The organism is Acidovorax sp. Leaf73 (assembly GCF_916855635.1).
Lineage (GTDB): Bacteria > Pseudomonadota > Gammaproteobacteria > Burkholderiales > Burkholderiaceae_C > Acidovorax > Acidovorax facilis.
The window spans coordinates 251258-264983 of record NZ_CAKASI010000005.1 but is presented as its reverse complement, the minus strand read 5'-3'; the positions used below and the strand labels follow the sequence as shown (position 1 = coordinate 264983).

Here is a 13726-nt window from a genome sequence, read left to right as displayed (position 1 = left end):
GCTGCTAGCGCTTATTCATCAAGCGTTAATAGCTATTAATTTAATAGCACTCAAGATACCGATGCCAGCGGCAGATTGAGCAACAGGTTCTGCGGCTTGATGCGCACCACGCCCTCGGCGTTGGTCGCCAGCCCCAGGTACACCGGCTTGCCCGCCACATCGGCACGCATCTCGGCCGGGTTGGCAAAGGTCAGCGTGAACAGGCTCACCAGCCGCGCCATGCGCTCGCCATCCACCGGCCGATCCTGGTATAGGTCGTTAAGGATGGCGGTGGACTCCACATCCAGCCCCACATGCCAGCGCCACGCGCTGTCGGTGACCTGGTGCACAGGCTCGATCTGCACTTGCACGCCCAGCAAGTGGCCGACCCAGCGCTCCAGCACCCGCGCCAGCGCCTTCAGGCCAGAACGGGCGCGGGTCATCTTGAAGGTCAGGCCATGGCTCAGGTCCTGCGTCAGCTCATGGGTCAGGTCGAGCAGAAAGTGGTGGCGGTCGCTCTCCTGCCAATATTGCGCCGCATTGTCGGCCGACAGCACCTTGACCTGCGCCGTGGGCTGCAGTGCACCGCTTTGCAGCAGCAAGCGGCCCACCTCGCCCAGGCCCGCGGTCTCGTTGAGCATGTCGAGCGTCGCCCGGTCGCCTGCCAGCATTTGCCCATCTTGCAAGGTAATGCGCTGCGACCGAAACAGCATTTCGGCAGCGCGTGCTTCGAAGGCGTCGTTGCAGTTGTCCAGCAGGTTGCGCAGCAGGGCCTGCACCACGGCGTCGATGAACACGGCGGGCACGTTCACCACCCCACTGCGCATGAGCTGCAAGTAGTACGCCTCCAGCGTGCCGGCGGCCAGCAGGCCATCGCGAAAACGCAGGAACACGGTGTAGTTTTCGCGGGCGTCGTCGTCCTGCACCGCTGCCAGTTCGGCCGACAAAACCACCCGTGCAGGCGATAAGGCCAGAGATTCGTGCAGGGCGATCTCGGCCGCGCAGGACTCTGGCACCAGCGCCAGTTCAGGCCGGGCAAGCAGCCACTGCAGGTATTCATCGGAAGGCACCAGCCAGCCGCGCGCATCCCGGGCCAGCGCCTGAAAGCCACATCCGGGCCAGAAATCAGCAGCTGGCGTCATGTGAAGGACCTCTGCCCCAGGAAGAAGAACGTTGTGGCGGCGCGGTGGGAAGCGTCAAGGGTCGGACCATGGAAGACGGGAGGTGAATGCTGGGGTGAATGTGGGTGGGCAACAAGTGGCTTCACGGGAAGGTGCGACGCGGCGTTGACACAGTCCGTGAGTGTAGTTGTCGCACTCCTCACGCCTTACGCTGTGTGCGAACGCCTCTCGCTACCGATACCGCCCCATGGACGCAAAGGGGCCCCCTCCTCTCGAAAAGCACCGTTTTTCCGCTGCTTACCCCGGGATTGGCCTGATCGAATTCAGGGACTATCAAGGCAACGTCCACAGAACCCCCATCGGCCCGGTGATCCACCCGATGCCACACCATGGACTGCCAGATCACCCGAGGAGTCGCAACATGCTCGATATTTCACAAGCCACCAACATGCTGACGTCCCTGGGCGTCTCCAGTTCCATGGCGGCCAAGGCGGCAGAGCGCACGGCCCAGAACCACGCGGGCGCGGACCCTGTCACCTTTCTCAAAGAATTGCAGACCACGCTGGAACAACTGTCTGCCGAGGCTGCACAGGGAAAAGCGACTGGCACCAGCACCGCAGGGGCCACCACGGTGGACGCACAAACCAAACCCTACCAATCCACCGCCGCCCTCTACAGCACCAAAGATGCGGTGGACACCGGGACCACCGAGGCCGCAGTCAAGGCGCCCTTCAGCAACCTGGAAGAATTCCGCGCCTGGGAGCGTGGCCTGGGCGATACGTTTGCCGAAGACTACGAAGTGCCGGACTATGTGCGGATGACAGCGATGTCTTTGAGCGGAGGCGACCAGGAGGTGGTTGGCCGCTACATGTTCTTCAAGAACCACCCCGAGTTTGCGGCGGACTACGAAGCCATTCGCAGCGGCAAACTGTCGCAGTTCCCAACGGATGGCTCGACGCTCGTCAAAAGCGACCTGACCGCAATGCCGTCGGAGACCGCCTCGTTCTACAAGAAGAACCCCGACATGCTGCTGGCGGCCGAAGGGTTCAACATGGACCCGACACTCGCCAAGATGCGCACGGACGGGACCGTCGCAACGCCCGAGGGCGTGAACCCCTCTGAATGGCTGATGAGCAATAAATGGACGGCTGATGGGGTAGTCCCCCAAGACAACCGCTTGGTTCTGGCCCAAGCGCCCTACATCGGTCTGGACGGCAAAGGTGCCGACACCTACCGGCTGACCACTTACGACTCGGCCACAAACAGCATCATCAACTTCGACGGAACCGCCTACGACCCTGTCACCGGTGAAGCCAGGGCCTGACCGCAGCCTGGCCTGGGGTTTGCCGTCTTCCCAGGGCGGGGAAGACGTGGTCCACCATGATCTTCCTAAATGAGCCGTTTCAACCAGGGGGTACGGTGGAACACCAGCGCCACCACCAGCGCGCCACCAAACACCACAGCGGCCACAAGCGGCACCGTGAGCAGCGGCGCGTGGTCCTCAGGCTTGAAACCGTATTCCCTGAACGATTCCAGCAAAATCGGGTGCACCAGATAGACGCCCAGCGTTAACGGAGCAACCCTCTGAACGCACTGCGCCCATCCCCCCGCCAACGTGCATTGTTTGAGCATCAGCATCAAGCTGATCGACATGGGGATGACGGAAAAGCTCAGGTAGCCATAGAAATACAGTCCCCTGTCCAGCCCCTGCGCGCGGCCCAGCCAGTAGCAGCCCACGGCGGTGACCGCCACAGCCAACCCAAAGACCGCCATCAACACAGCCAGGGGGATTTTCCTGTCTCTGGTCTGGATCAGGTAGCCGCAGAGGAAATACGGCAGGTACGGCAGAAACCAATTGATGAAAAGGCCCGCCCCATCGCCAGAAAAGACGCGGGAAAACTCGTTCACGCCAGACAGCACAAACATCAAGGCCACAAGCCACCACAGATCGCGCCGGCTTGTGTTGCGCACCAGCGTCCTCAGGAAGGGAACGAACAGGTACAGGCACAGGATCATGTACAGGAACCACAGGTGGTAGTGAGGCCACCCTCTGGCAACGCTGTGCAAGACATCCATCGCGCGCAGCTCGGCCAGGGCACCCCGGTGGTTCCAAAGAATGTAGACAGCACTCCAGAAGGCAATTGGCAGCAGGACCCGTGCCGCCCGCTTGCGGTAGAACTCGGCCACGCCCTCGGTCTTGCGCGGGTCGAGCAACAACGCGCCGCTCACCATCACGAACACCGGCACACACCAGCGCACGAGGGCGTCGTACAGATTGCCGTACCACCAACCAGGGGAACCCAGCGCCGCCACGGTGACCACGCTGCCGACCACGTGCAGGACCACCACGGCCATGATGGAGACGACCCTCGCTACATCAAGCCAGATCATTGTTTCTAGGTCTTTGGCGTGACAGTGCTTGTTATTCCCACTCGATCGTCGCTGGCGGCTTGCTGCTCACGTCGTACGTTACGCGGTTGATGCCGCGGACTTCGTTAATGATGCGGCCTGACACCTTCTTGAGCAGCGCATAGGGCAGTTCAGCCCAGTCGGCGGTCATGAAGTCGCTGGTCTGTACGGCGCGCAGGGCCACCACGTAATCGTAGGTGCGGCCATCGCCCATCACGCCCACGCTCTTGACGGGCAGGAAGACGGTGAAGGCTTGGCTGGTGAGGTCGTACCAGGTCTTGCCACTGGCTTCGTCACGGAAGTTGCGCAGCTCTTCGATAAAGATCGCGTCGGCACGGCGCAGCAGGTCGGCGTATTCCTTCTTCACCTCGCCCAGAATGCGCACGCCCAGGCCGGGGCCAGGGAAGGGGTGTCGGTAGACCATTTCGGGCGGCAGGCCCAGGGCCACGCCGAGTTCGCGCACTTCGTCCTTGAACAAATCGCGCAGGGGCTCCAGCAGCTTGAGGCCCAGTTGCTCGGGCAGACCGCCCACGTTGTGGTGGCTCTTGATGGTGACGGCCTTCTTGCTCTTGGCCCCGCCGCTCTCGATCACGTCGGGGTAAATCGTGCCCTGCGCCAGGAAGGTGGCACCCTTGTGGCCCCCGTCGCCCGCCTTCAGTTTCGCGGCTTCCGCCTTGAACACGTCCACGAACAGGCCGCCGATGATCTTGCGCTTGGCTTCGGGGTCACTCACGCCCGCCAACTTGCCCAGGAAGAGGTCGCTCGCATCCACGCGGATCACTTTGGCGTGCAGCTTGCCGACGAACATGTCCATGACCATGTCGCCTTCATTCAGGCGCAGCAGGCCGTGATCGACGAAGACGCAGGTCAGCTGGTCGCCAATGGCGCGGTGGATGAGCGCGGCGGCCACGGACGAATCCACACCGCCCGAGAGACCGAGGATCACTTCTTCATCACCCACCTGCTGGCGGATCTGCTCCACAGCTTCGGCGATGTGGTCACGCATCACCCAGTCGGGACGGGTGCCGCAAATGCCGAGCACGAAACGGTCCAGCAACGCCCTGCCCTGCACGGTGTGCGTGACTTCGGGGTGGAACTGCACGGCGTAGAAGCGGCGATCTTCGTCGGCCATGCCGGCGATGGGGCAGCTGTCGGTGCTGGCCATGAGCTTGAAGCCCGGGGGCAGCTCGGTGACCTTGTCGCCGTGGCTCATCCACACGTTGAGCATGCCGTGGCCTTCAGGCGTGGTGAAGTCGGCGATGTCCTTGAGCAGTGCGGTGTGGCCGCGCGCGCGCACGGCAGCAAAGCCGAACTCGCGCTTGTGGCCCATTTCGACCTTGCCGCCCAGCTGCTGCGCCATGGTCTGCATGCCGTAGCAGATGCCCAAAACGGGCAAACCCAGATCGAACACCGCTTGCGGCGCGCGGTCGGTGGTGTCTTCGGTCACGCTGGCGTGGCTGCCCGACAGGATGATGCCCTTGAGCGAGCCGTCCTTGGCATAGTCGCGCACCCATTCGTCAGTCACATCGCAAGGGTGCACTTCGCAGTACACATTGGCCTCGCGCACGCGGCGGGCGATGAGCTGGGTGACTTGCGAGCCGAAATCGAGGATGAGGATTTTCTGGTGTTGCATGGTGGTGGTCCGTCAGAGGCGGGAGAGGTCGAGAAGTGGGACACCGCTGCGCCGTGCAGCAGCGGCCTGTTGGGGATCAAAGGTGGCCAGGGGCAAGCGCAGCGAGCGGGCGAGCCACAGATAGGCCGCATCAAAGGTGGGCAGGCCGGTCTCCAGTGCCACGTCGAGCACGGCCTTGTGCTGGGCAGGGGCCAATTCATGGAGCTCCACCCGGTGGCGGATGGCTTCGAGTACGCCCCATAGGCCTTCGACAGATGTGGCGGGGATGCGCCCGCTGTTCACGCCACTGGCCAGGATGTTGTGGCACTCCCAGTGCCAGAGGTTGGGCGCCTGGGGCTCCACCTCATCGCGGCGGATAAGGGTGTAAAGACGGCGGGTATGTTCGCTAGCACTGTCAGGCAGCAGCCAGGCGGCGGTGACCGAGGCATCCAGCACGAAGGCGGTCATGCAGTGCTCCGCCCTGTACGGCGCAGGCTATCCACCGTCGATGAACCTGCAGGTTGAATGCTGGCATGCAGCGCATCCATCTGGCCCAGCTCGCGCGCAATCTGCTCGTCAGAAATCACTGGGCGCCGGCGCACAGGAAGCATGCGCACCACCTCTTTGCCATGGCGGGTGATGCGCACTTCCTCGCCCTGCTCGACCAGTTCGATCAAGGCAGAGAACCTGCTTTTCGCTTCGTAGATGCCAACGGACTGCATAAATAAAAAAGTCTGGCCTGAATGGTGAATTCAGACCAGACTATATCAGTCTGACCAGATTTTTTCAATCAGGCCAGACTCGGTATCTCCCAAGGTAGATCAGACCCATGCCCTGCTAACGCCCGCGATCCAGGCTAGGGCAGCCGTGCAAGGGCCGCCCCGCCGCACTGGCTGCGTCTCCCTTCCCGAATGGCGCAGCCATTCGAGAGAAGGGGGAAGGCGCGAAGCGACTCAGGGGGTTGTCCCTTAATCAGCGCGGTAGTTCGGCGCTTCCTTGGTGATCTGCACATCGTGCACATGGCTTTCGCGGATACCAGCCGTGGTGATCTCGACGAACTCGGCCTTGTTGTTCATCTCTTCGATGGTGGCGCAACCGCAGTAGCCCATGGAGGCACGCACGCCGCCAGCCATCTGGTAGACGATGCTGACCATGGAGCCCTTGTAGGGCACACGGCCTTCGATGCCTTCAGGCACGAGCTTGTCAGCGTTGGGGTTGCCGGTGCTCGATTCCTGGAAGTAGCGGTCGGCACTGCCCTGCTGCATGGCGCCAATGGAGCCCATGCCGCGGTAGCTCTTGTAGCTGCGGCCCTGGAACAGGATGACTTCTCCGGGCGCTTCTTCGGTGCCTGCAAACATGCCGCCCATCATCACCGTGCCGGCGCCAGCGGCCAGGGCCTTGGCGATGTCGCCGCTGTAGCGGATACCGCCGTCGGCAATCAGTGGCACGCCTGTGCCCTTCAGGGCCGTGGCGACGTTGTCGATGGCCATGATCTGGGGCACGCCCACACCGGCCACGATGCGGGTGGTGCAGATGGAGCCAGGGCCGATACCGACCTTGACGGCATCCGCGCCCGCCTCGACCAGCGCCAGGGCCGCCGCGCCGGTGGCGATGTTGCCGCCGATCACGTCGATCTGCGGGTAGTTCTGCTTGACCCAGCGCACGCGGTCGATCACGCCCTTGCTGTGGCCGTGGGCCGTGTCCACCACGATAGCGTCCACACCGGCTTTGACCAGGGCTTCGACGCGTTCTTCGGTGCCCTCGCCCACACCTACCGCTGCGCCTACGCGCAGGCGGCCTGCGGCATCGCGGGCCGCATTGGGGAAGCTGGTCTGCTTGGTGATGTCCTTCACCGTGATCAGGCCCTTGAGCTCAAAGGCGTCGTTCACGACCAGGATGCGTTCGAGCTTGTGCTTGTTGAGCAGCGCCTTGGCTTCGGCCGGCGTGGTGCCCTCTTTTTCATTGACCGTGATGAGCTTCTCGCGCGGGGTCATGATCTGGTGGACCTTGACGTCGTAACGGGTCTCAAAGCGCAGGTCGCGGCCGGTGACGATACCCACCACCTTGCCGCCGTCGCACACGGGAAAGCCTGAGATGCCCAGTTGTTCGGACAGCTGGAGCACCTGCAGCACCGTGTGCTCGGGGGTGATGACCACGGGATCACGCAACACGCCAGACTCATAGCGCTTGACCTTGGCCACATGAGCAGCCTGCTCCTGCGGCGTGAGGTTCTTGTGCACGATGCCGATGCCGCCCTCCTGGGCAATGGCAATGGCCAGACGCGCCTCGGTCACGGTGTCCATGGCGGCGGACACGAGCGGCAGGTTCAGCTGGATATTGCGGGAGAGTTTCGTCGCGAGGGACGTGTCCTTGGGCAGGACCTGGGAGTACGCTGGCACCAGCAACACATCGTCGAAGGTGAGCGCTTTTCCAAGAAGGCGCATGAGAAAGCTCCAAAAGACGGATTGTACCCGCGCCGCGTGTGGTGAAAACGCGCCCGCCCGTCTTCAACGCACTGGCGGGGGGTGAGTCACATGGATAAACTTGTCCGCATGAAAATGCACAAGCTTCTCCTGCTGGCCGTGGCCTGCACCTGGGCCATGGGCGCGGCGGCGCAATGGCAGTGGATCGACAAGGACGGCCGCAAGGTCTTCAGCGACCGCCCTCCACCCCAAGATACCCCGGAAAAGAACATCCTGAAGCAGCCCGGTGGCGGGGTTCCGCGTTCAGCACCCGCTCCAGTGGCAGCCGCGCCAGCGGAAGGAACCCCTGCGGCCGCAACCACCGCTGCCGCCTCGGCCACCAAGCCTGCCGCCAGCGCGCCGGGTACCGGCAAAGATAAAGCCCTGGAAGAGAAAAAAGCCCAGGCAGAAGCGGCCGAAGCGGCCAAGAAAAAAGCAGACGAAGAAAAGCTGGCCAAGGCCAAGGCAGACAACTGCACGCGCGCGCGCCAGGCCAAGGCAGCGTTTGACTCGGGCAAACCCATCACCCAGTCCAACGCACAGGGCGAGCGCATCTTCCTCGACGAAGCTGGCCGGGCGGCGGAATCCAAACGCATCGACGGCATCATTGCCGCCGACTGCAAGCGCTAACCCGAGCCCCCCCAAGGCGACCTCAGTAGCCCGACTTCCCCCCGGGCCGCTGGCGTGCAAAAAGCCCCGTGGTCCGCGCGCCCTGCCGTGCAAAACGTTCACGGCGGGCCACCTTGGGGTCCACTTTCAGTGGGCGGTAGACCTCCACACGGTCCAGATGTCTAATTGCGGCGTCAGGCAACACTGCACGCCCCCAGATGCCCAGGGTCGGCCGGTGGTCTGCACTGCCCTGCGGCCCCAGTGCGCCATCCGCCCCACACGCCCGCAACGCATCAGCCACGGTGGCACCTTCGGGCAGTTGAAGTACCCATTCCTGCGTTTTGCGAGGAGCAATACAGACCACCACCGTGACCTGCACAGTGCTCCCCGGCACCCGCTCAGCCATACACCTGCTCCGCACGCTTCACAAAGGCATCGACCATGCTGCCAGCGATGCGGTCAAACACCGGGCCTACGAGCGCCGCGAGCGTGGCACTGTCAAAACCGTAGTTCAGCAGCAATTCCACCTTGCATGCGCGCTGCGAACCGTCGCCCACCGGGTGGAAGTGCCAGTCGCCATCCAGGCGGGAGAACGGCCCTTTGATGAGATGCATCTGCACGCGCCGACCTGCCTCGTGGGTATTGCGCGTCACAAAGGTCTGGCGGATGCCGCTGAACGCGATGCCCACTTCGGCGGTCATGCCGTCCTCGGTCTGCTCAAGCACGCCCGCGTGATCGCACCATGGCAGAAACTGGGGGTAGTGTTCCACCCCGGTGACCAGGGCAAACATTTCTTCGGGGCTGTACCAAATGAGGACGGACTTGTGAACGGTTTTCATGCAGACTGTGCCTGGCATCGGTGTGCGCCAAGCGGAGGAAATTAGAATCGCTGCCAGCGACACCCACACATTGTAGGGAGGCCTTTTAACTCCCGGTTTGTGCCGCATCTACCTCTTCATGGCCAAAAAACCCGATCCTACGTCCCGCATTGCCGACAACAAGAAAGCGGCTTACAACTATTTCTTCGAGGAACGCCACGAGGCGGGCATGGTGCTGCACGGCTGGGAGGTCAAGGCCCTGCGCGAGGGCAAGGTGCAGCTGACCGATGGCTACGTGCTGATCCGCGATGGCGAGCTGTATCTGCTCGGCTGCCTGATCCATGCGCTCAAGACCGCCTCCACCCACGTCAACCCCGAATCGGCGCGCACCAAGAAACTGCTGCTCAAGAAAGACGACATCAAGCGCCTGATCGGCAAGGTCGAGCAAAAGGGCTACACGCTGGTGCCGCTCAATCTGCACTGGAAAAACGGCTTTGTGAAATGCGAAATTGCCCTGGCCAAGGGCAAGGCTGAGCATGACAAGCGCGACACCATCAAGGACCGCGAAGGCAAGCGCGAGGTGGAACGCGCCATGAAAAGTCGCAGCCGCTGAGGCATGCGTGCGATGCGGTCTGCGCTCACCCCGCCCAGCCCTTGAGATTTTTTTGTGACGCCGTGGAATAAACCGCTGCGCCCATGTGTTTGTCCTGGTGCAAGGCAGCATTCGCCTCCGCCTGCACCACACCCTGGAGAAACCCATGAAAAAACTGATCTCGATGGCCGCCTTCGTCGCAGCAGCCGCACTGGCCGGCTGCGCCACCATGAACGACTCGCCCGTGAAGACCATGGACGGCGTACTGGTCGGAGCGGGCGGCATGACGCTGTACACGTTCGACCGCGACGCGGCAGGCAGTGGCAAGTCGGTGTGCAACGGCCCCTGCGCCACCAACTGGCCACCGCTCATGGCCAGCAAGGCACCCGGTGGCGACTACAGCGTCATCACCCGTGACGATGGCAAGACCCAACTGGCCTACAAGGGCAAGCCGCTCTACTACTGGATCAAGGACACCAAGCCCGGCGACAAAACCGGCGACGGGGTGAACCAGGTCTGGCGCACCGCACGGCCCTGAGAACCCTTCAACGCCGCACAGGCCCCACACGGCATGAACCGCACCCAGGTCATCGAACAACTGCCCGGCCTGCGCCGGTACGCGCGGGTGCTCACAGGCGATGCCTGGGCGGCCGATGATCTGGTGCAGGACACGCTGGAACGTGCCTGCAGCAAGTGGTTGCTGTGGCGCACGGGCAGCGACCTGCGCGCGTGGTTGTTCACTCTGATGCACAACCTGTACCTCAACCAACGCCGTGCGCTGCCCGCGCTGGCGCAGGTGGACATCGACGACATTCACGACCAGTTGCCGGGTGCCCGCGCTCCCTCGGATGACGCCCTGGATCTGGAGCGCTGTCTGCAGCGCCTGCCCGCCGACCAGCGGGCCGTGCTGCTGCTGGTGGCCATGGAGGACATGAGCTACGAGGACACCGCGCGCATTCTGGGCATTCCGGCAGGCACTGTGATGTCACGCCTGTCCCGCGCCCGCACGCGCCTGCGCGCGCTGATGGACCGAGAGCCCGCGCCCAGCCCTATACCGGCTGCCCACGCAGACGCACCCGCAGCAGGCGCTGTGCCTGTGCTGCGTCGCCTCAAATAAAAAAGAGCCATGACCCGCCCCCCCACCATGGACCCGATCCACCCTGCCCCCCACCCACGCGCTGGCGAAAGCAGCACCTGGCACGCCCTCGTGGACGGCCAATTGCCGCCCGCACGGGCGCAGGCGCTGCGCGAGCAATTGCAGGATGATCAGGAAGCGCAGGCCACACTGGCGCACTGGCAGGCACAGCGAGAGCAGCTACACGCCCTGCACCAGGACCTGCTCCACGCCCCCGTGCCCGATACGTTGATGGCCGCAGCATTGCGGGCCACGGACCGCCGGGAGCAGCAGGCGCAGTGGTGGCGTTGGAGTGGCATGGCCGCCTCCGTGTTGCTGGCCTTTGTGCTGGGGTGGACGGGACGCGGCCAGTGGCCCGCCGTGGCGCCCGGCAAAACGCTGGCGACGGGCAACGGCACCACGCTGCTAGCTGCCGAACCGGCACAACGCTTCGCCCAGCAAGCCGCAGTCGCCCACGCGGTGTACCAGCCCGAAGTCCGCCACCCCGTGGAAGTTACAGCCGCCCAGCAGGACCACCTGGTGCAATGGCTGTCCAAGCGGCTGGACCGCCCGCTCAAGGTTCCCGCGCTGGGCGCGCAGGGTTATGAACTGGTGGGCGGTCGCTTGTTGCCTGGCGACACCGGGGTGCGCGCGCAGTTCATGTACCAGAACAGCGCAGGCCAGCGCATCACGCTGTACCTGGGCGCCTTGGCTGCGGCATCCACCAGCCCTGGCCCCGCCAGCGACAACACGCCCCGTCCACAGCCACCGACCACCGCAAGCGCGACCGCATTCCAGTTCACGCAAGAAGGCCCGGTGCCAGGCTTTTACTGGACGGACGCGGGCTTTGGCTACGCCTTGAGCGGACAGCTGTCGCGCACCGAGCTGCTGAGCTTGGCGACAGCGGCGTACCAACAGCTGAACCCCTGACGCGCCGCCAGGGACTCTCCGGGTGGACTGCCCGGCTACAACCTTTGCCGATCAGGACAAATGGGCCAGCGGGTGGGCGTGTGCAGGCCAGGGACTGGTGAAGAACTGCGCCACCATATCGGGCGTCACGTCTTCGATGCGGCCAGGGTTCCATTGGGGCGCATGGTCTTTGTCCACGGCCAGGGCTCGGATGCCCTCCACCGTTTCGCTCTGGCCGGGGCGCAGAAAGAAGCAGTGGCGCACCATGTCGCGCTCCATGCGCAGGTCGTCGGCCAAGCCCATGTCCCGTGCGCGGCGGATTTGTTCCAGCACCACGTGCAGCATGAGGGGCGAGCGCTTGCGCAGCGTGGCCGCCGTGGCGCGTGCCCAGTCACTGTCGGCCGCTTCAAGCGCCGCCACGATCTCGCCCACGCTGCCCAACGAAAAATATTGGTCAATTTGGCCCCTAGCGCTTTTCTGCAAAGCGCTAGCAGCTACAAATTTAGAAGCAACATAGTCTTTGACGGCAGCACCGCTGGCAAAGCTCTGGGTGCCCAGCGCCTCCCACACGGCCGCTTGCTGGTCAACAGGCAGACAACCGTCCGCCAACCGGTTTTCGATGGCATCACCGGCGCCAATGGTGTCGCCGGTGAGCGCCAGCCATTCGCCCACACGACCGGGACACCGGCTCAGAAAATAGCCGCCCCCCACATCCGGGAACAGGCCAATGGCCGTCTCCGGCATGGCCATCTTCGTGCGCTCGGTCACCACGCGCAGGGCGGCGCCCTGGCTGATGCCCATGCCGCCGCCCATCACGATGCCGTCCATGAAGGCGATGTAGGGCTTGGCGTAGTTGTGGATCAGGTGGTTGAGCGCGTACTCCTCGGTGAAGAAGTCCTCGATCAGCGGGTTGCCCTGGCTGCCCGCCTGGTGCAAAAAGCGGATGTCTCCACCGGCGCAGAAGGCACCAAACGGGCCTTCCTTGTTGCTGCCACGGATGGCCACGGCCAGCACCCGCGCATCGTTTTTCCATGCCAGCAAGATGCCCATCAGGTCACGCACCATGCCCAGCGAGAGGGCATTGAGCGCACGCGGGCGGTTCAACGTGATGAAGCCCACCTGGCCTCGCACTTCACTCAACACATCAGGCAATACCGTCTCCGTCATTTTTGTTCCTTCCAACCCAACAGTTCATTAAAAACCAGCGCGCCGATCACGAGCACGCCTCCCGTCAGCACCGCCGGAGCAGGCTTTTCGCCTGCGCCCAGCCAGGCCAGCAAAATTCCAAAGATGACTTCGAGCAAGCCGAGCAACGCCATCTCTGGTGCCTTGAGCACCCGGCCGCAGCGCACGGCCAGCACACAAGGGATGGCCAATTGCACCACGCCCAACAGCGCCAGCAGGGCCAGGTCATGCCCTGAAGCCTGAAAAGGCAGCGCCAGCGGCAACGTAGCCACCACCGAGATCACCGCGCCGACCAGCACCGCAGGCACCAGGTCCACCGCATGGCCGTGGCGCTGCGAATGCTGCACCACCGTCCAGTTGATGGCGGCTGCCACCGGCACACACAGCGCCACCAGCGTACCTGCCAGGGGCAGGCCCGCCATCTGCGAACCATACATCCACCCAATGCCCAGCCCCGCCACGGCAATCGCGGCCCAGGTGCGCGGGGCGATGTGGTGGCCAATGAAAACCCTTGCAAACAGCGCGGTGAGCAGCGGCCCCACAGCCATCGTGACCAGCACATTGGCCACCGGCATGAGCACCAGCGCCACCATGAATGCCGTGAACATCACGCTCCAGCACACGCCAGAGATCCACAGCGCACGGCCGCTGTGGCGCATGGAGGCGAACACCGCCCTGCCCTGCAGCGCAGGCAGGATGACCAGCAGCGACAGCAGCGTGAAGAAGCTGCGCCAGAAGGTCACCTCAAAGCTCGCCGCATGCTCCAGGTGGCGCGTGACCACACCGGCAATGGACCACATGAGGGTCACGGCCACCATCAGCGCCACGGCACGGGAATGTGTCAATTTCAACAGAGGCTCCAGGATTCAGACGGCAAAAAGGCCACTGCGTCGCAGTGGCCCCTTTTTGAACGTGC

The 13726-nt window shown here is 63.7% G+C and carries 16 protein-coding genes; 6 read left to right on the top strand and 10 right to left on the bottom strand.

All coding sequences use genetic code 11. The annotated features are described in order from the left end of the window. Nucleotides 1–50: 50 nt before the first annotated feature. Nucleotides 51–1121, bottom strand: a complete 1071-nt coding sequence (locus LPA35_RS17940) for a DUF6352 family protein (protein WP_121506036.1) — start codon at nucleotides 1119–1121, stop codon at nucleotides 51–53. A gap of 400 nt (nucleotides 1122–1521) precedes the next feature. Here LPA35_RS17940 and LPA35_RS17935 point away from each other — a divergent pair, with 400 nt between their 5' ends. Further along, nucleotides 1522–2424, top strand: a complete 903-nt coding sequence (locus LPA35_RS17935) for a hypothetical protein (protein ID WP_121506035.1) — start codon at nucleotides 1522–1524, stop codon at nucleotides 2422–2424. A 65-nt stretch (nucleotides 2425–2489) separates the two neighbouring features. On the opposite strand, the gene LPA35_RS17930 is transcribed toward LPA35_RS17935, so the two are convergent. The 5 genes from LPA35_RS17930 to guaB all read right to left on the bottom strand — a co-directional run bounded on the left by LPA35_RS17930 (nucleotide 2490) and on the right by guaB (nucleotide 7565). Then, entirely contained in the window at nucleotides 2490–3491 is a 1002-nt protein-coding gene (locus LPA35_RS17930) for an acyltransferase (RefSeq protein ID WP_228897902.1), read from the bottom strand. Nucleotides 3492–3522: 31 nt separating this feature from the next. After that, on the bottom strand, nucleotides 3523–5142 hold the full coding sequence (gene guaA / locus LPA35_RS17925) for a glutamine-hydrolyzing GMP synthase (protein ID WP_121420479.1): 1620 nt from the start codon (nucleotides 5140–5142) through the stop codon (nucleotides 3523–3525). Between the two features lie 12 nt (nucleotides 5143–5154). Next, complete coding sequence (locus LPA35_RS17920) at nucleotides 5155–5589, bottom strand: type II toxin-antitoxin system VapC family toxin (RefSeq protein ID WP_055398149.1); 435 nt, start codon at nucleotides 5587–5589, stop codon at nucleotides 5155–5157. Beyond that, nucleotides 5586–5843 carry a type II toxin-antitoxin system Phd/YefM family antitoxin gene (locus LPA35_RS17915; protein ID WP_228897900.1) on the bottom strand — a complete coding sequence of 86 codons (258 nt, stop codon included), beginning with the start codon at nucleotides 5841–5843 and terminating at the stop codon, nucleotides 5586–5588. The genes LPA35_RS17920 and LPA35_RS17915 overlap by 4 nt, the downstream gene beginning before the upstream one ends. 246 nt (nucleotides 5844–6089) lie before the next feature. Next, nucleotides 6090–7565 carry an IMP dehydrogenase gene (gene guaB, locus LPA35_RS17910; protein ID WP_228897898.1) on the bottom strand — a complete coding sequence of 492 codons (1476 nt, stop codon included), beginning with the start codon at nucleotides 7563–7565 and terminating at the stop codon, nucleotides 6090–6092. Between the two features lie 108 nt (nucleotides 7566–7673). Here guaB and LPA35_RS17905 point away from each other — a divergent pair, with 108 nt between their 5' ends. Continuing rightward, nucleotides 7674–8213, top strand: coding sequence for a DUF4124 domain-containing protein (locus LPA35_RS17905; protein ID WP_228898424.1), 540 nt, complete (start codon nucleotides 7674–7676; stop codon nucleotides 8211–8213). Between the two features lie 22 nt (nucleotides 8214–8235). Here LPA35_RS17905 and LPA35_RS17900 read toward each other — a convergent pair whose 3' ends face one another. Both LPA35_RS17900 and LPA35_RS17895 read right to left on the bottom strand, forming a co-directional pair. Next, entirely contained in the window at nucleotides 8236–8598 is a 363-nt protein-coding gene (locus tag LPA35_RS17900) for an RnfH family protein (protein ID WP_228897896.1), read from the bottom strand. Continuing rightward, complete coding sequence (locus LPA35_RS17895) at nucleotides 8591–9031, bottom strand: type II toxin-antitoxin system RatA family toxin (protein ID WP_121420481.1); 441 nt, start codon at nucleotides 9029–9031, stop codon at nucleotides 8591–8593. Before LPA35_RS17895 ends, LPA35_RS17900 begins: the two co-directional genes overlap by 8 nt. A 118-nt stretch (nucleotides 9032–9149) precedes the next feature. Between LPA35_RS17895 and smpB the strand changes: the two genes are divergently transcribed. The 4 genes from smpB to LPA35_RS17875 all read left to right on the top strand — a co-directional run bounded on the left by smpB (nucleotide 9150) and on the right by LPA35_RS17875 (nucleotide 11646). Then, on the top strand, nucleotides 9150–9623 hold the full coding sequence (smpB, locus tag LPA35_RS17890; protein WP_055398252.1) for an SsrA-binding protein SmpB: 474 nt from the start codon (nucleotides 9150–9152) through the stop codon (nucleotides 9621–9623). Nucleotides 9624–9768: 145 nt separating this feature from the next. After that, complete coding sequence (locus LPA35_RS17885) at nucleotides 9769–10140, top strand: hypothetical protein (RefSeq protein ID WP_199726981.1); 372 nt, start codon at nucleotides 9769–9771, stop codon at nucleotides 10138–10140. Nucleotides 10141–10173: 33 nt separating this feature from the next. After that, on the top strand, nucleotides 10174–10719 hold the full coding sequence (locus LPA35_RS17880) for an RNA polymerase sigma factor (RefSeq protein WP_055398154.1): 546 nt from the start codon (nucleotides 10174–10176) through the stop codon (nucleotides 10717–10719). Nucleotides 10720–10728: 9 nt separating this feature from the next. After that, the gene (locus LPA35_RS17875) at nucleotides 10729–11646 is read left to right on the top strand and encodes an anti-sigma factor (protein ID WP_370449743.1); all 918 of its coding nucleotides are present in this window, start codon (nucleotides 10729–10731) and stop codon (nucleotides 11644–11646) included. A 51-nt stretch (nucleotides 11647–11697) separates the two neighbouring features. On the opposite strand, the gene LPA35_RS17870 is transcribed toward LPA35_RS17875, so the two are convergent. Together LPA35_RS17870 and LPA35_RS17865 are read right to left on the bottom strand one after the other, a co-directional pair. Beyond that, nucleotides 11698–12792, bottom strand: coding sequence for an enoyl-CoA hydratase/isomerase family protein (locus LPA35_RS17870; protein ID WP_121420482.1), 1095 nt, complete (start codon nucleotides 12790–12792; stop codon nucleotides 11698–11700). Next, nucleotides 12789–13664 carry a DMT family transporter gene (locus LPA35_RS17865; protein WP_121420483.1) on the bottom strand — a complete coding sequence of 292 codons (876 nt, stop codon included), beginning with the start codon at nucleotides 13662–13664 and terminating at the stop codon, nucleotides 12789–12791. Before LPA35_RS17865 ends, LPA35_RS17870 begins: the two co-directional genes overlap by 4 nt. Nucleotides 13665–13726 lie beyond the last annotated feature (62 nt).